14 protein-coding genes are annotated in these 16558 nt (G+C 71.4%); 5 read left to right on the top strand and 9 right to left on the bottom strand.

What is annotated here, in order from left to right; all coding sequences use genetic code 11:
• Positions 1 to 6 precede the first annotated feature (6 nt).
• Positions 7 to 486 carry a macro domain-containing protein gene (locus ACN20J_RS41525; protein WP_419667961.1) on the bottom strand — a complete coding sequence of 160 codons (480 nt, stop codon included), beginning with the start codon at positions 484 to 486 and terminating at the stop codon, positions 7 to 9.
• Between the two features lie 147 nt (positions 487 to 633).
• On the opposite strand from ACN20J_RS41525, the gene ACN20J_RS41520 reads away from it, so the two are divergent.
• Complete coding sequence (locus tag ACN20J_RS41520; RefSeq protein ID WP_419667960.1) at positions 634 to 1341, top strand: MerR family transcriptional regulator; 708 nt, start codon at positions 634 to 636, stop codon at positions 1339 to 1341.
• Between the two features lie 33 nt (positions 1342 to 1374).
• Here the strand turns inward: ACN20J_RS41520 and ACN20J_RS41515 are convergent, their stop codons facing one another.
• Positions 1375 to 2100 (bottom strand): SDR family NAD(P)-dependent oxidoreductase, encoded by a 726-nt coding sequence (locus ACN20J_RS41515; protein WP_189839564.1) that lies wholly within the window; start codon positions 2098 to 2100, stop codon positions 1375 to 1377.
• A gap of 226 nt (positions 2101 to 2326) precedes the next feature.
• Between ACN20J_RS41515 and ACN20J_RS41510 the strand changes: the two genes are divergently transcribed.
• The 3 genes from ACN20J_RS41510 (at position 2327) to ACN20J_RS41500 (ending at position 6041) form a co-directional block, all read left to right on the top strand.
• Positions 2327 to 3394: an ABC transporter permease gene (locus ACN20J_RS41510; protein WP_419667959.1), complete on the top strand. Its 1068-nt coding sequence runs from the start codon at positions 2327 to 2329 to the stop codon at positions 3392 to 3394.
• Between the two features lie 90 nt (positions 3395 to 3484).
• Positions 3485 to 4555: a sugar ABC transporter substrate-binding protein gene (locus ACN20J_RS41505; RefSeq protein WP_419667958.1), complete on the top strand. Its 1071-nt coding sequence runs from the start codon at positions 3485 to 3487 to the stop codon at positions 4553 to 4555.
• A 1-nt stretch (position 4556) separates the two neighbouring features.
• Complete coding sequence (locus tag ACN20J_RS41500; protein ID WP_361901547.1) at positions 4557 to 6041, top strand: sugar ABC transporter ATP-binding protein; 1485 nt, start codon at positions 4557 to 4559, stop codon at positions 6039 to 6041.
• A gap of 30 nt (positions 6042 to 6071) precedes the next feature.
• Here the strand turns inward: ACN20J_RS41500 and ACN20J_RS41495 are convergent, their stop codons facing one another.
• The 7 genes from ACN20J_RS41495 to ACN20J_RS41465 all read right to left on the bottom strand — a co-directional run bounded on the left by ACN20J_RS41495 (position 6072) and on the right by ACN20J_RS41465 (position 15227).
• The gene (locus ACN20J_RS41495) at positions 6072 to 6824 is read right to left on the bottom strand and encodes an IclR family transcriptional regulator (protein WP_189839568.1); all 753 of its coding nucleotides are present in this window, start codon (positions 6822 to 6824) and stop codon (positions 6072 to 6074) included.
• Positions 6825 to 6912: 88 nt separating this feature from the next.
• Positions 6913 to 8538, bottom strand: a complete 1626-nt coding sequence (locus tag ACN20J_RS41490) for a thiamine pyrophosphate-binding protein (RefSeq protein ID WP_419667957.1) — start codon at positions 8536 to 8538, stop codon at positions 6913 to 6915.
• 355 nt (positions 8539 to 8893) lie between these two features.
• Positions 8894 to 11089 carry a 3-hydroxyacyl-CoA dehydrogenase NAD-binding domain-containing protein gene (locus ACN20J_RS41485; protein WP_419667956.1) on the bottom strand — a complete coding sequence of 732 codons (2196 nt, stop codon included), beginning with the start codon at positions 11087 to 11089 and terminating at the stop codon, positions 8894 to 8896.
• A 51-nt stretch (positions 11090 to 11140) separates the two neighbouring features.
• Entirely contained in the window at positions 11141 to 12355 is a 1215-nt protein-coding gene (locus ACN20J_RS41480; RefSeq protein ID WP_419667955.1) for an acetyl-CoA C-acetyltransferase, read from the bottom strand.
• A 40-nt stretch (positions 12356 to 12395) separates the two neighbouring features.
• Positions 12396 to 13538 (bottom strand): acyl-CoA dehydrogenase family protein, encoded by a 1143-nt coding sequence (locus ACN20J_RS41475; RefSeq protein ID WP_419667954.1) that lies wholly within the window; start codon positions 13536 to 13538, stop codon positions 12396 to 12398.
• Entirely contained in the window at positions 13535 to 14728 is a 1194-nt protein-coding gene (locus ACN20J_RS41470) for a CaiB/BaiF CoA transferase family protein (RefSeq protein ID WP_419667953.1), read from the bottom strand. The genes ACN20J_RS41475 and ACN20J_RS41470 overlap by 4 nt, the downstream gene beginning before the upstream one ends.
• Positions 14729 to 14846: 118 nt before the next feature.
• On the bottom strand, positions 14847 to 15227 hold the full coding sequence (locus tag ACN20J_RS41465) for an MmcQ/YjbR family DNA-binding protein (protein WP_189839574.1): 381 nt from the start codon (positions 15225 to 15227) through the stop codon (positions 14847 to 14849).
• A 112-nt stretch (positions 15228 to 15339) separates the two neighbouring features.
• Here ACN20J_RS41465 and ACN20J_RS41460 point away from each other — a divergent pair, with 112 nt between their 5' ends.
• Entirely contained in the window at positions 15340 to 16530 is a 1191-nt protein-coding gene (locus tag ACN20J_RS41460) for a saccharopine dehydrogenase family protein (RefSeq protein WP_419667952.1), read from the top strand.
• Positions 16531 to 16558: the final 28 nt, after the last annotated feature.

The raw sequence follows: 16558 nt of genomic DNA, 5'->3' as shown, positions 1-16558 counted from the left end.
CAGGGCTCAGTCGCCGTGGTCGTACACCGTCACCTTGATGCCCCTCCCTATGAGCCGCTCGGTTATCAGTGGCTCCACTCGTGACCACTTTCCGCCCGCCAGTCCGCAGCCGATGCGGGGCATGTGGACGGAGGCGCCGAGTTCGAGGGCCTTGTCGGCCAGTGGGGCGAGGGCCGCGTCGATGGCCTCGTAGCGGACGGGGACGCCCTTGCTGCCGGTCTTGGTGCCCCGCTGGCCGATCATGTTGGCCACCCACATGTATCGGTCGACCTTCACGAACTGGGTCGCGCCCAGGGCGAAGTCGTTGCCCGCGCGCTCGCGGTGCCAGCGGCGGTAGGCCGCCTCCGGCTCCGGCCAGCGGTTCGACAGGGCGAGGACGAAGCCCTTGCCCCAGCCCCCGATGTCGTTGCAGACATGGGCGATCAGCTTGACGCCCTTGCCCAGCGGGGTGGTGGCGTCGCCCCGGACGTACGTGATCTCCGACATGACGCCAACCGTACGGACCGCCACTGACAATCGGCCACGGCATTCGGGGCCCGCCGGCCGCCCGTGGGAGCTTTCACAACGCAGGTGAGACAGCAATACTGTTGCACCGCACCCGTGAGGCAGATGTGGCACCCGAAGGAGCGGTCAATGGCGACGGACATCGAGGAGCCGACGCTCACGGTCGACGAGCTGGCCGCGCGGGCCGGGGTCACGGTGCGGACCGTGCGGTTCTACGGCACGCGGGGGCTGCTGCCGCCGCCCGTGATCGGGCCGCGCCGGGTGGGGCACTACGGCCAGGAGCATCTGTCCCGGCTCGCGCTCATCGAGGAGCTGCAGCACCAGGGGATGACGCTGGCCGCGATCGAGCGCTATCTGCAGCAGCTCCCGGAGGGGCTCAGCGCCCATGACCTGGCCATCCACCGGGCCGTGGTGGCCTCCTGGGCGCCGGACTCGGCGGAGGAGGTGAGCCGCGCGGAGCTGGAGCGCCGGGCGGGCCGGCCACTGAGCGCGGAGGACCTGGACCGGCTCGTCGCGATGAGCGTCGTCAGGGAGGCGGCCGCCCCGGGCACGTACCGCGTGGACCTCGGGCTGCTGCGGCTCGGCGTCCAGCTGCTCGACGTACCGATCGCGCACGAGACGATCCTCGCCGCGCGCACGGTCCTGCTGAAGCACACGCGCGCCGCGGCCCACGAGCTGTCCCTGCTGTTCCGGGACGAGGTGTCCGAGCGCGAGTCCGTCGAGGCGGTGAAGGACCTGTCCGCGCACATGCAACCGCTCGTGGTGCAGGCGTTGTTGACGACCTTTCAGCGGTCTCTGAAGGAAGAGCTGCGGGAGTGGCTCACCGAGGAGTCCTGAGCCGCCGCCCCCGGTCCCTCACACCTCCGACTCTCACAAGTACGCCGACCCGCCTGCCACGTTGAGCGTCTGGCCCGTCAGGAAGCCGCTGCCCTCGTCGACGACGTACAGCAACGTGGAGACCAGGTCGGACGGCTCCTGGGTTCTGGGGACGGCCTGTTGGGCGCGGACGTGCTCGAAACCGCCGCCGGCGCCGACCGTTCGCTCGGCGGTCGCGGTACGGACCATGCTCGGCGCGATCGCGTTGACCGTGATGTCGTACGGGCCGAGCGCCGAGGCGAGCGCCCGGGTGAAGCCGATCAGGCCTGCCTTCGAGGCGGTGTACGCCACCATGGTGGGCGGTGCGGTGAGGACGGCCGCGGAGGCGATGTTCACGATGCGCCCCCAGCCCGCCGCCTTCAGGTACGGCAGGACGGCCCGGGTCATCAGGAACGGCGCCTCCAGGTTGACGCGCATCACGCGCCGCCACTCCTCGGGCGTGATGTCCTCGAAGGGCGACTCCGGGTACACGCCCGCGTTGTTGACCAGGACGTGCAGCGTGCCGAACTGTTCCAGCACCCGCTCAAGTGCCGCGTGGACCTGCGCCTCGTCGGTGACGTCGGCGATCAACTCCACGTAGTCCAGGACGCGTTCGGCCGTCCGGGTCTGCGGGACGAGGTCGAGTCCGGCGACTCGGTAGCCTCGTCCGGCGAGCGCGACGGCGAACTCCTGCCCGAGGCCCTGTGCCGCTCCGGTCACCAACGCGGTCCGCGTCTCCATGCGGGCAGTGTGATGACCCGTCAGGCGGCGGGCAAGGGGGCGTTTCCGGTCTTCGGAACGCGGTGGCCGGGTCCGGCGGCGGCTCCCTTCGGCCGGTGGGTCCCCGCGTTGCCCCGATCACCACCGCGCCTGTTCCATTCGCTGGAACGGCCGCGTTGCCGCGCGCGCCCGGCGGCCCGACGCTGCGGGGCGACCCCCAGCCGCGAGCGTTCGGGAGCCGTGCCCGATGACCGAGACCGACCGTGCCGTGGACGACGCCGAGCGCGCCCGCGAACAGGGCGGCGGCGGACGGTGGTTCGGGCTGTCGCCCGGTCGCGGTCGGCTGTCGGCGGGCCGCGTCGGGAACTGGCGGCGACGGCTGCCCGACGAACTCGGCGTCCTGGTCGTCCTCGCACTGCTCGTCGCCGGCATCGGCATCCCCTACCCGGACTTCCTCGACAGCGACAACCTGCTCTCCACGGCACACAACTCCGTCTACATCTCGCTGATGGCGTGCGGCATGGTCTTCGCGCTCGCCATGCGCGAGGTCGACCTGTCGGTGGGCGGCAGCTACGCGATGTGCCTGGTCGTCGGCGCCCTGCTCATCCGGGAGGGTGTCGCGCCCTGGCTGGCGGTCCCGGCGGTGCTGGTCACCGGGATCGTGCTCGGGGTCTTCAACGCACTGGTCACGACGCTGCTCGGGCTGCCGTCGTTCATCGTGACGCTCGGCACGCTGATGCTGTTCCGCGGTGTCGGGCTGGCGCTCGCCGACGGGAAGCAGATCACCGATCTGCCGCTGGACGACTCGTTCTTCACGCTCGCGGGCGGTGACGCGGCCGGAGTGCCCTTCGCGCTCTGGGTGTTGCTCGCGGTCGTGGTCGTTCTCGCGGTGCTGCTCGCCCGCACCCGGTTCGGGGCTCGGGTGCGGGCGATCGGGTCCAATCCCGACGCCGCCGAGTTCAGCGGTATCCCGGTCGTACGCACCCGTGTCCAGGCCCTCGTGCTGTCCGGCCTCACCACGGCCTGCGCGGCGGTCCTCGCGCTCGCGTACTACGGCGCCGGTGATCCCACGCTCGGCCAGGGCTACGAGTTGCAGGCCATCGCCGCGTGCATCATCGGCGGCACTCCGCTCGCGGGCGGCCGTGGCTCGGTGGTCGGGGCGGTGGCCGGGGCGATGATCCTGTCCGTCGTCGCCTCCGGGCTCGTGTTCTTCGAAGTACCCATCAATTGGACGTCGTTCGCGACCGGCGGGGTGATCCTCGTCGCGGTCGCGGCGGACAGCGCGCTGCGGCGCGGCGGACGCCGTCGACATTGAAGTCCCTTTGTCCGGAGCCTGGTTCGGATTGGCCCGGGCCCTGTTCGGAGCCTGGTTCGGAGTTTGTTCGGAGCCGCCTTGGAGGCCGCCATGCACTCCCGATTGCGTACGCTGTCCGCCGCGCTCGGCGCGCTGGTCCTCCTCTCCGTGACCGGCTGCGGCAGTGACGACGGCCCCGGCGGCTCGGGCGGCGGCGAGCTCGACATGGGCATCGCGGTGGCCAACATCAGCCTGAACTTCGCCCACGAGATGGTGCTGGGCGCCGAGAGCGCCGCCGACCACGCGGGGGACGTGAACTTCAAGGCCGTCGGGCCGCCCAACACGGACGGCCCCGCCGAGGTGCAGCTCTTCCAGAACCTCACGGCCCGCGCCAAGGACGGCATCGTCCTGGAGAACCTCGACCCGCCGATCTTCACCCGGCCCGCCGCGCGCGCCGTCGACCAGGGCATCCCGATCGTGGCCCTGGACACCTCCCCCACCGACGGCAGCAAGGTGACCTTCTACGTGGGCAACGACAACTACGCGCTGGGCGAGTTGATGGCAAAGGAGGCTCTGAAACGGCTCGGCGACGATCCGAAGGGGGAGATCGTCGTCGGGGTGCCCAATCCGGGGACGCCGGTGCTCGACAACCGGGCCAAGGGCATCGCCGACACGTTCAGGAAGGAGGCACCGGGCGTGAAGGTGCTCGGCCCCTTCCAGACGTACAGCGATCCCGGGCAGAACCACAGCTCCTGGTCGTCACAGGTGGGCGCGCACCCGAAGGCCCTCGCCTTCCTGGGGGTCGGTGACGCCGACAGCTACAACCTCGCGAAGATCAAGAAGGAGAAGAACGGCAAGTGGCTGACGGCGGGCTTCGACGTCGACCCGAAGACCCTCGACGCGGTCAAGGACGGCTCGAACTTCGTCGCCATCGACCCGCAGCACTTCCTCAAGGGCTACCTCTCGACGGCGATGCTCATCGAGTCGGTGCGCGACAACGACGGCAAGCTGCCCGACGGCTGGTTCCTCTCCCCCGGCGGGGTCGTCGACTCCTCCAACATCGACGAGATCATCACGCGGCAGAAGTCCGCGAAGGCGGCGTACGACTGGTACCAGCCCGTGATCGACAAGCTGCTCGGTGACCAGAAGGCGCAGCTCAAGCCGTTGAAGGACGCGCGCTGAGATGACGTACGGCGACATGCTGGCCGCGCAGGGCCTGGTCAAGTCGTACGGCGGGGTCAGGGCCCTGGACGGAGCGGACATCCGGCTGCGGGGCGGTGAGGTGCATGCGCTGGTCGGCGAGAACGGGGCGGGCAAGTCGACTCTCGTGCGGATCCTGTCGGACACGCTCCGGCCGGACGACGGGACGGTGCGGCTCGCGCCGGAGGCGCGGTCGGGCGGAATCGCCGTCGTCTCCCAGGAGTTGAGCCTCTTCCCCGATCTGTCGGTACGGGAGAACCTCTTCCCCTACCGTCCGCCGCGTCGCTTCGGGCTGCTCGACCGGAGCGCCATGGACCGGGCAGCGCGCCCAGTACTCGCGGAGTTGGGGCTCGACGTCGAGCCCGGCACCCTGGTCGGTGAACTTCCGCTCGCCGACCAGCAGTTGACGGAGATCGCGCGGGCGCTGCTACGCCGGCCGCGAGTCCTGGTGCTCGACGAGCCGACATCCGCGCTGCCGGCCGCCGCCGTGGACCGCCTCGAACAGGTCCTGCGGACGCTCACCGGGCGGGGCATCGCGATCCTGTACGTCACACACTTCCTGGAGGAGGTGATGCGCCTCGCGCAACGCGTGACGGTACTGCGCGACGGACGGGTCACGCTGGCCGGTGTACGGCGGGAGGACGTCGGCGTGCCGGATCTCGTGACGGCGATGCTGGGCGGGACTCCGCAGCAGCCGGTACGGCGGACGCGTGCCGTGGCCGACGGGCCGCCACCGGTCGTGCTCTCCGGGGTGTGCGTACCGGGGCGCCTCGCGGACGTGACCTTCACCGTGCGCGCGGGAGAGGTCGTGGGCGTGGCCGGGCTCCAAGGAGCGGGCCATCTCGACGCGTTGGCGGTGGTGTGCGGGCGTACGGCCGTCTCTGTCGGCCGGGTCGACATCGGCGGCCGGGGGCTGCCGCGGTCCCTGCGGGACGCGGTCCGGGCGGGCGTGGCCTTCGTGCCGAGCGACCGCAAACGGTACGGGCTGATGACCGACCGCACCGTGTGGGAGAACACCACGGCGGTGAGCTGGCTGGCGCTGGGGCGAGGCGGTTTCCTGCCCTCGCGGGCCGAACTGATCCAGCGCACAGGTGATTTGACGGAACGTCTGCGGCTGCGCGGCGACCCGCACGACGTCGTGGCCCGCCTCTCCGGCGGCAATCAGCAGAAGGTCGTCTTCGCGAAGTGGCTGGCCACCGAGCCCCGGATCGTCGTCCTGGACGACCCCACGCGTGGCGTCGACGTCGGCGTACGGTCCGAAATGCACCGCATCGTGGGCGAGTTGGCGGCGGGCGGTGCCGCCGTGCTCATCGCCTCGACCGACCTGGCCGAACTGACCGAGGTCTGCGACCGGGTGCTGGTCTTCGTACGGGGCCGGACCGTGGAGGAGTTGAGCGGGGCCCGGCTGACCGAGCACGAGCTGGCGGTGTCGATGCAGGCGGGCGGGAGGACCGGGACCGAGAAGTGACCGGCTCCGGGCGCCCAGCCCCTGTACCTCTCACGCCGACAGCGCCCGCGTCAGAGCACGCGCCGCCGCGCACACCCGCGCGCCGACGCGTTCCATGTCGAGCCGCCGGGTCCCGCCCGTCACGGAGATGGCGGCGACCGGGCGGCGTTCGTGGGCGTAGACCGGGGCCGCGACGGCGGAGATGCCGATCTCGGCCTCCTCCAGGTTGACGCCGAAGCCGCGGGCGCGGGTCCGTGCGAGGTCGCGGGCGAGCTGGCCCGGGAGGACGAGCGTGCGCGGGGTGAGCCTGGGCAGGGAGACACCCGGCGGCCGGGGGTCGTGGGCCAGGAAGACCTTCCCCGTGGCGGTGCAGTGGGCAGGCAGGCGACCACCGGTGCGCGAGACGATCGGTGTGGCGCGGCGGCCGGTGAGCTTGGCCAGGAAGAGGGTGTCGGGGCCGTCGGGCACAGCCAGGTGCACGTTCTCGCCGGTCGCCTCGTACAGGTCGCCGAGGAACGGCAGGGCGATGTCCCGCAGTTCACGCGCGGACGGCGCCGACTGACCGAGTACGAACAGGGCGAGCCCGATGCCGTAGCGGCCGTCCGGTCCGCGCTCCACGAGCCCCAGCCGGACCAGTTCGCCCAGCAGCCGGTGCGCGGTGGGCTTGGGCAGCCCCGTGCGCAGCGCGAGTTCGGCCAGGCTCTGAGCTCCCTCGGACTCACCACAGGCCCGCAGCAGCGCCGCCCCGCGCGCGAGCACCGACTTCGGCACCTGAGGTACTCGAGGCACCTGACTGTCCGTCATGGACCGATGGTCCGGCCCCGGCAGACGGGTGACAAGGTGCGGGGCCCTGTGAGTCACCGGCCGCCTCCCACTCCCCTCCCTCTCCCCGTCACCGAAGGGGCACATCGACCAGCATCGGTCGCACCAACTCACCTGCCCCACCCACCAGTTCACGTAAGTGATCCGCGCTCTCCGCGCGCACCGCGTCGACCCCGAAGAAGCGGGCCGCCTGTGTGAAGTCGAGTCGCCCCAACTCGGTGCCGGGGCATGGCCCGTTGCCGCCCATCGCCTCGTAGGTGTTCTGGAGCGTGCGGTACGCGCCGTTGCTCATCACCACGAACAGCACGGGAGCCGCGTACCGGGCCGCGCTCCACAGGCCCTGGAGGCCGAAGAGCGCGCAGCCGTCGCCCAGGACCGCGACGACGGGCCGCCCCGGCTCGGCGAGGGCCCGGCCGACCGCGGCGCCGATGCCCCAGCCGAGCCCGCCGCCGACGGTGTGCGTGTAGCTGCCGGGCCGGTCGAGGTGTACGAGCCGGCGCAGCAACAGGCCCACGGTGATGGCCTCTTCGACGACGGCGGCACCCGGTGGCAGCCCGCGGGCGACGGCGTGGGCTGCGGCCCAGGGGGCGAGGGGCGCGGGAGAGTACGCGGCCCGCGCGGCGGCCTCCGTGCGGTCCCGTTCGACCGTGTGCCGGTCGTACGCACGCAGCACCCGGATCTTCGCCGTGCGCTCGGGAACCCGCTCGCGCAGCAACTCCGCGAGCCGGTCCAGGGAGGGACGGAGCGCGCCCACGACCCCGTGGTCGGCCGGGAAGTTGCGGCCGATCTCGTCCGGGTCGGAGTCGAGTTGTACGACCGTGATGCCGGGCGGCAGCGCGGGACCAGGGCTGTAGTGGTGCGGCGTGAACGCGTGCGCCCCGGCGATCAGCACGGTGTCGTACGGGGCGAGCGCGGTGCGGATCGCGTCGTGGCGCGGTGGCAGCATCCCCGCGTACAGGGGGTGAGTGGTCGGGAAGTCGAGGTGGTCCGCCATCGGCTGGTGGTGCACGGGCGCGCCGCACGTCTCGGCGGTCCGGACGAGCGCGGCCATCGCATCCTCGCGGCCCACCCCGTCCCCCGCGACGATCACGGGCCTGGCGGCGGCGCCGAGCAGGACGGCGGCCCTGTCGAGGCCCCCGGCGGGGGTGGGCCTGAGCGGCGGCGTGCGGGCCGGGACGTCTACCTCCGTGTCCTCGGCCAGCAGGTCCATGGGAACCGACAGGAACACGGGCCCGGCGGGCGGCCGTACGGCGAGTGCGAAGGCGCGGCGCAGCGCGAGCGGGAGGTCGTGGGCGTGCTGGATGTCGTACGTCGCCTTCACGGCGGGTGCCGCGAGCGCGACCAGGTCCCCGGAGAGCATGGGGTCCTGTTGGAGGTGGCGGCGGTCCTGTTGGCCCGCCATGACCACCAGCGGGGTGCGCGAGCGGCGGGCGTTGAGCAGGCCGATGAGTCCGTTGGCGAGGCCTGCCGCGATGTGGAGGCTGACGAAGGCTGGGCGGCCTGTGGCGCGGGCGTATCCGTCGGCCATCGAGACGACCGCGGCCTCGTGGACGCCGAGGACGTACTCGGGTGCCTCCTCGGTGTCCGCGAGGGCTGCCAGGAACGGCAGTTCGGTGGTGCCGGGGTTGCCGAAGACGCGGTCCACGCCCTCGCCTCGCAGGATGTCGAGCAGGGCGGGGGCGGGGCGGGGGCCCATCGTTGGCTCCTCGTGGGGAGGGGGACCTGGGGTCGCCGGTCAGCGTCGAGGCCCGCTGGGCCGGGGGCAAGGGGGGCGTGTCGCTGAGCGGTACGGTCGGCGGGGCCGGGGGTATTTCGCCCCCGCCGCCCCTACCCATTCCCGTCCCTTCCTCAGGGGCTCCGCCCCCGAACCCCCAAAAGACTGCGCAGTTCCCCGCGCCCCTAGGTACTTAGGGGCGCGGGGAACTGCGCGGCCAGCAACAACCAACCTCCACCCGAAAACCCACCCCACGGGGCACGGGGTCTGGGGCGAAGCCCCAGGGGACGGGAATGGGTAGGGGCGGCGGGGGCGAAGAAAACCCGGCGTCAAACCCTCACGCGCCCCCGAACCCCTCCCCCTTCTCCGCCCTCTCCACGAGCAGCGCCGGAGGCGTGAACCGCTCGCCGTACCGCTCGGCGAGCTCACGCGCGCGGGCCACGAAGCCCGGCAGGCCGCCCTCGTATCCGTTGATGTACTGAAGGACGCCTCCAGTCCAGCCGGGGAACCCGATCCCGAAGATGGAGCCGATGTTGGCATCGGCGACGGACGTCAGGACGCCCTCCTCCAGGAGCCGGACGGTGTCCAGCGCCTCGGAGAACAGCATGCGCTCCTGCATGTCCCGGAAGGGAATCTCGGCCTCGGCGCCCCCCGCGCGCGTGAAGTGCTCGCGCAGCCCGGGCCACAGTCCGCCCCGCTTGCCATCCTCCCCGTACTCGTAGAAGCCCGCGCCACCGCTGCGCCCGGGGCGGCCGAACTCGTCGACCATGCGGTCGATGACCGCGTCCGCGGGGTGCGCCGTCCAGGTGCCGCCGGACTCCTCGACGGCCCGCTTGGACTCGGCGCGGATCTTGCGCGGCAGGGTGAGGGTCAGCTCGTCCATCAGGGAGAGAACCTTGGCGGGGTAGCCGGCCTGGGCGGCGGCCTGCTCGACGGAGGCGGGCTCGATGCCCTCGCCGACCATCGCCACGCCCTCGTTGATGAAGTGCCCGATGACGCGGGAGGTGAAGAAGCCGCGCGAGTCGTTGACGACGATCGGGGTCTTCCTGATCTGCCGTACGAGGTCGAAGGCGCGGGCGAGTGCCTCGTCGCCGGTGCGTTCGCCCTTGATGATCTCGACGAGCGGCATCTTGTCGACGGGCGAGAAGAAGTGCAGCCCGACGAAGTCGACCTGACGCTCGACGCCTTCGGCGAGGGCGGTGATCGGCAGGGTCGAGGTGTTGGAGCAGAGCAGCGCGTCCGGTTCGACGATGTGCTCGATCTCCTGGAACACCTTGTGCTTGAGCGCGGAGTCCTCGAAGACGGCCTCGATGACGGCGTCGCAGCCCGCCACGTCCTGAGGGTCGGCGGTCGGTGTGATGCGGGCCAGGAGCGCGTCCGCCTTCTCCTGGGTCGTACGGCCCCGGGAGACGGCCTTGGCGCAGAGCTTCTCGGAGTAGCCCTTGCCCTTCGCCGCCGCCTCGGCGGAGACGTCCTTGAGGACGACGTCGATGCCCGCGCGGGCGCAGGAGTACGCGATGCCCGCGCCCATCATCCCGGCGCCGAGGACGGCGACCTTGCGGACCTGGCGGGGCTCGACGCCCTTGGGCCGGTTGGCTCCGGAGTTGACGGCCTGGAGGTCGAAGAAGAAGGCCTGGATCATGTTCTTGGAGGTCTGGCCGGCGGCCAGCTCCACGAAGTAGCGCGCCTCGATGACCTGCGCGGTCTCGAAGTCGACCTGCGAGCCCTCGACGGCCGCCGCGAGGATGTTGCGCGGCGCCGGGTAGGGCGCGCCGTTCGTCTGCTTGCGCAGGTTGGCCGGGAAGGCGGGCAGGTTGGCCGCGAACTTCGGGTTGGACGGGGTGCCGCCCGGGATGCGGTAGCCGGGCTTGTCCCAGGGCTGGCTCGACTCGGGGTTGGCGTCGATGAAGGCGCGGGCCTTGGCGAGCATCTCCTCGGGGGTGGCCGCCACTTCGTGGACGAGGCCGTTCTCCAGCGCGCGCTGCGGGCTGTACTGGGTGCCCTGGAGGAGCACCTTGAGGAGCGCGTCGGCGATGCCCAGGAGGCGTACGGTCCTGACGACGCCGCCGCCTCCGGGCAGCAGGCCGAGCGTGACCTCGGGGCAGCCGATCTTGGAGCCGGGCGCGTCGAGGGCGACGCGGTGGTGGCAGGCCAGCGCGATCTCGAAGCCGCCGCCCAGGGCCGCGCCGTTCATGGCGGCGACGACGGGCTTGCCGAGGGTCTCGATGCGGCGGAGGTCGCGCTTGATGGCGAGGCCGCCGTCGAGAAGCTGCTGGGCGGTCTCGGGGGTGACGCGGATGAGGTCGCGCAGGTCACCGCCCGCGAAGAAGGTCTTCTTGGCGGAGGTGAAGACGATGCCTCGGACGGAGTCGGGGTCGGCCTGGACCGCCGCCTCCAGACGGTCGGCGATCACGGTGAGCGAGTCGCGGAACGCCTGGTTCATGGTGTTCGCGGACTGGGCGGGATCGTCGAGGACCAGGGTGACGACGCCGGTCTCGTCCTGTTCCCAGCGGATGGTGGTGCTCTCGGTCATGAGGGGGTTCTCCGTAGAAGTCCGTTGGAAGTCCGTTGGTCCACTGGGGAGTCAGATGCGCTCGACGATCGTGGCGATGCCCATGCCGCCGCCGACGCAGAGCGTGGCGAGGCCGAACCGCTTGTCCTGGCGCTCCAGTTCGTCGACGAGCGTGCCGAGGATCATCGCGCCGGTGGCGCCGAGCGGGTGGCCGAGGGCGATCGCGCCGCCATTGACGTTGACCTTGTCCAGGGACAGGCCCATGTCCTTCACGAAGCGCAGGACGACCGCGGCGAAGGCCTCGTTGATCTCGACGAGGTCGATGTCGTCGATGGTCAGCCCGGCCTTGGCGAGCGCCTTGCGGGTGGCGGGCGCGGGCCCGGTGAGCATGATGGTCGGCTCGGAGCCGGAGACGGCCGCGGAGACGATCCGCGCGCGCGGGGTGATCCCGTAGCGCTCGCCGACCTCCTTCGAGCCGACGGCGACCAGCGAGGCGCCGTCCACGATGCCGGAGGAGTTGCCCGCGTGGTGGACGTGGTCGATCTTCTCCACCCAGTGGTACTTCTGCAGCGCCACGGCGTCGAAGCCGCCCAGGTCGCCGATGTCCGCGAACGACGCCTTGAGTTTGGCCAGCGAGTCGGCGGTGGTGCCCGGGCGCAGGTGCTCGTCGTGGTCGAGGACGACCAGGCCGTTGCGGTCCTTCACGGGGACGACGGACCTCTCGAAGCGGCCGTCCTTCCAGGCCGCGGCGGCGCGCTCCTGGGACAGGGCCGCGTACTCGTCGACGTCCCGGCGAGAGAAGCCCTCGATGGTGGCGATGAGGTCGGCGCCGATGCCCTGCGGTACGAAGTTGGTGGCGATGTTGGTCATCGGGTCGGCGAACCAGGCGCCGCCGTCGGAGGCCATCGGCACCCGGGACATCGACTCGACGCCGCCCGCGAGGACGAGGTCCTCCCAGCCCGAACGGACCTTCATCGCGGCGAGGTTGACGGCCTCCAGGCCCGACGCACAGAAGCGGTTCTCCTGGACTCCGGCCACCGTGTCGGGCAGTCCGGCGGCGATGGCGGAGATCCGGGCGATGTCGGAGCCCTGGTCGCCGACGGGTCCGACGACACCGAGCACGATGTCGTCGATGGCGGCCGGGTCGAGCCCCGGGAAGCGGTCCCGGATCTCGTGGATGAGCCCGACGACCAGGTCGACGGGCTTGGTGCCGTGCAGGGCGCCGTTCGCCTTGCCGCGGCCGCGCGGGGTGCGGATCGCGTCGTACACGTACGCTTCGGTGGTCACGCGTGAGCCTTTCGAGGAGAGCCCGCGAGGGCCGGGAGGGTCAGCCGAGCAGGGAGCGGCCGATGATCTCTTTCATGATCTCGGTCGTCCCGCCGTAGATGGTCTGGATGCGGCCGTCGGTGAAGGCCCTGGCGACTCGGTACTCCGTCATGTAGCCGTAGCCTCCGTGCAGTTGGAGACAGCGGTCCGCGACGCGCTTCTGCAGTTCGGTGGCCCACCACTTGGCCATCGAGGCGTGCACCGCGTCGAGTTCGCCGTTCGCGTGGTCCTCTGTGCAACGGTCGACGAACGTCCTGGTGACGGCGCACTCGGTGGCCATCTCGGCTATCTCGAAGCGGATGTGCTGGAGCCGGGACAGCGGCCGTCCGAAGGCCTCGCGCTCCTTGACGTACTCCGTGGTGATCTCCAGCAGGTACTCGGCCGCGGCGATCCCGGCGACGGCGATGTTCAGCCGCTCCTGCGCGAGGTTCGTCATCAGGTGCACGAACGCGCCGTCGAGCTCGCCGAGGAGGTTGGCCTTCGGGACGCGTACGTCGTGGAAGAACAACTCGGCGGTGTCCTGGGCCTTCTGGCCGATCTTGTCGAGGTTGCGCCCGCGCTCGAAGCCGTCCATGCCGCGCTCGACGACGAGCAGGGAGAGCCCCTTCGCGCCGCCTTCGGGGGTCGTCTTCGCGACGACGATCACCAGGTCGGCAAGGATCCCGTTCGAGATGAAGGTCTTGGAGCCGTTGAGCAGCCAGTGGTCGCCACGGTCCTCGGCGCGCGTCTTGATGCCCTGGAGGTCCGATCCGGCGCCGGGCTCGGTCATGGCGATGGCGGTGATCAGTGAGCCGTCGCAGAAACCGGGCAGCCAGCGCCTCTTCTGCTCCTCGGTGGCGAGGCCCGTTAGATACGGCCCGATGATGTCGTTGTGCAGCCCGAGCGCCAGCCCTGCGGCCCCCGCGCGGGTGAACTCCTCGGCGAGTACGGCGCTGTAGCGGAAGTCGGCGTTGCCCCCGCCCCCGTACTCCTCCGGGACTGCGAGTCCTAGCAGCCCCTGCCGTCCGGCGGCCAGCCAGGCATCACGCGAGACGATGCCGTCCTTCTCCCACTGCTCGTAGTGCGGCAGCACCTCCTTGGCGAGGAAGGTCCGGACGGTCTCCCGGAACGCGTCGTGCTCGGGCGCGAAGATCTGCCGCTTCATTCGGCGCTGCCCTTCGGTTCGTTGTTGCTCGTCAGTTCGCTATTGCCTTCCGGCTCGGCGCTGCCCTTCAGGAGATCCGGCACGTCCCAGTCATCGGCCACGTCCGCCGTGTCTGCGCCCGGCAGTGCGGGTCCGCTGCGGACGGCGGTGGGGGTGGCTGAGAAGCGGGGCGCGGGCGCGGGTTGGGTGATGCCGCCGTGGTCGGTGAAGGTGCCGCGGGCGGCGAGATGCGGGTGGTGCGGGGCCTCGCGGAGCGACAGCACCGGGGCCACACAGGCGTCGGAGCCCTCGAAGACCTCGGTCCACTCGTCCCTCGTACGACTCTTGAAGCGGGCCGCGACCTCCTCGCGGAGGGCGCCCCAGCGGGACAGGTCCTTGCGCGCCGAGACGTACTCCCCCAGGCCGAGCAGCCGCACGAACTCCTCGTAGAACTGGCCCTCCAGGGCGCCCACCGCCATGTACTGGCCGTCGGCCGTCTCGTACGTCCCGTAGTACGGGCAGCCGCCGTCGAGGAGGTTGGCGCCGCGCCGGTCCTGCCAGCCGCCGGCGGCCATCATGCCGTGGATCATCGAGGCGAGGTGGGCCGTGCCGTCCACGATCGCCGCGTCCACGACCTGGCCCGCGCCGGTCGCGCGGGCGTGGTGGAGGGCGGCGAGGACGCCGACGACGAGGTAGAGCGAGCCGCCCGCGTAGTCCCCGACGAGGTTCGCGGGGACGGCCGGAGGCTCGCCCGGCGCGCCGATCATGCCGAGGGTGCCGGTCAGCGCGATGTACGCGATGTCGTGGCCCGCGCGCGGGGCGAGCGGGCCCTCCTGGCCCCAGCCGGTCATCCGTCCGTAGACGAGCTTCGGGTTTCGGGCGTGGCAGGCCTCGGGGCCGACGCCGAGGCGCTCGGCGACGCCCGGGCGGTAGCCCTCGATGAGGATGTCGGCGCGGTCGACCAGGTCGAGGACGCGGTCCGCGCCCTCCGGTGCCTTCAGGTCGACGATCACCGAGCGCTTGTTGCGGTTGGTGATGTCGTAGGCGGGCTTGATCGCCAGTCCCCCGCCGGTCGGCCGGTCCACGCGGACGACGTCCGCGCCCAGGTCGGCCAGGAGCATGGCGGCGAACGGGCCGGGCCCGATGCCCGCCAGCTCGACCACGCGCACCCCGGCGAGCGGGCCGTGCACTGCCGTTCCTGCCGCTGCCATCAAGCCCCCAGCACTGTGACACACCTGATGTAACATCAGTGATGTTAAGAACGCGTTCCACTCCGCACAAGCCCTGACGAGCAAGCGCTTAGTAGATTCTGGAAGCCAACCAGGAGCTTCAGCGCGAGTCCAGCTCCGCTATGAGCTTCTTTGGCGCGATGGTGCGGTAGCTCTCCTCGACCCAGTCGCACAGCAGCTCCGCGGCCGGGGCGCCCTTCTCCTCCAGCGGGACCCTCACCCAGCCGGCCTTGCCCAGGCCGTATCCCGCGGGCTCCGCGCCCGGCGAGGACAGCGCGTGGGCGTGCGCCACCTCGTCCTTGAGCTTCACGGTGACGCCCAGCGGATAGCTGCCGTCGGCGACTCCGAGGAACACGAACACCTTCTTGTTGACCTTCGCGACGCTCTCGCCCCAGGGGAACTCCTCGGCCGCGCCCGGCAGTCCGAGGGCGAACTCTCGTACTTTCTCCCACTTCTTCAGGGCGGTCTTCGTCGGGGCCACGGCTGCCTCCGGTCCTTTTCGGCCCCTCGCACGGGGTACTGGTTCGGCTCCTCGTACCTCACGCTAGCCTCAGCCACCGACAACGGCGCGGGCTGGACGGCTGAGAGGTGCCATGAGCAGGCAGGACAGGACGGAGCGCGCGTACGACATCGTGCTCTTCGGGGCCACGGGGTTCGTCGGAGTGCTCACGGCGGAGTATCTCGCCGCGCACGCTCCCAAGGGGCTGCGGTGGGCGATCGCGGCGCGCGACACCGCGAAGCTGGAACAGCTGCGGGAGCGCCTGACGTCGATCGACCCGGCCTGCGCGGAGCTGCCGCTGCTGCGGGCCGATGTCACCGATCCGGCGTCCGTGCGGGAACTCGCGGAGCACGCGCGCGTGGTGGCCACGACCGTCGGGCCCTACCTCACGTACGGCGAGGACCTGGTCGCTGCCTGCGCGGAGGCCGGCACCGACTACCTGGACCTGTGTGGTGAGTCGGAGTTCGTGGACCTCATGTACGTGCGGCACGACGCACGCGCGCGTGAGACCGGCGCGCGGCTGGTGCACGCCGCCGGCTTCGACTCGGTCCCGCACGACCTGGGCGCCTACTTCACCGTGCGTCAGCTGCCCGAAGGGGTGCCGCTGACCGTGGACGGGTTCGTACGCGCCGGGGGCATGTTCTCGGGCGGCACCTTCGCCTCCGCCCTCAACCAGATGTCGCGCGGACGGCACATGCTCGCCGCGGCGCGGGACCGCAAGCGGCACGAGCCCCGCCTGGTGGGACGGCGGGCGTACGCGCCGCCGAGCGCTCCGCGGTACGCCAAGGAGGTCGGGGCGTGGGCGTTGCCCCTGCCCACCATCGACGCGCAGATCGTGCAGCGGTCCGCGCGGGCGCTGGAGCGGTACGGGCCCGATTTCCGTTACCGGCACTACGCGGCCGTCGAGACGCTGCCCTTCGCATTGGGCGGGGCGGCAGGGGCCGGGGCGGTCATCGCGGCGGCGCAGGTGCCGCCGGTGCGGCGGTGGCTCTCCGACCGGCTCAAGCCCGGCGACGGGCCCAGCGAGGAGAAGCGGGCGGAGAGTTGGTTCTCCGTGCGGTTCGTCGGTGAGGGCGGTGGGCGACGGGTGTTCACCGAGGTCTCCGGTGGGGATCCCGGGTACGGGGACACCGCGAAGATGTTGGCCGAGTCCGCGTTGTGCCTTGCCTTCGACGAGCTTCCCTCGACGTCCGGGCAGGTGACGACTGCTGTCGCCATGGGGGAATCGCTGATTGAACGGCTGCGGGGAGCTGGGATCAGTTTCCGGGTGGCCGCCACGCGGTAGCGCTTCGCGAGGCGCCCCGCGGGCCTGG

This window comes from Streptomyces sp. 2-1 (genome assembly GCF_048564895.1).
Lineage (GTDB): Bacteria > Actinomycetota > Actinomycetes > Streptomycetales > Streptomycetaceae > Streptomyces > Streptomyces phaeochromogenes.
The sequence above is the reverse complement of the archived record's forward strand: the minus strand, read 5'-3'. Positions and strand labels throughout refer to the sequence as shown.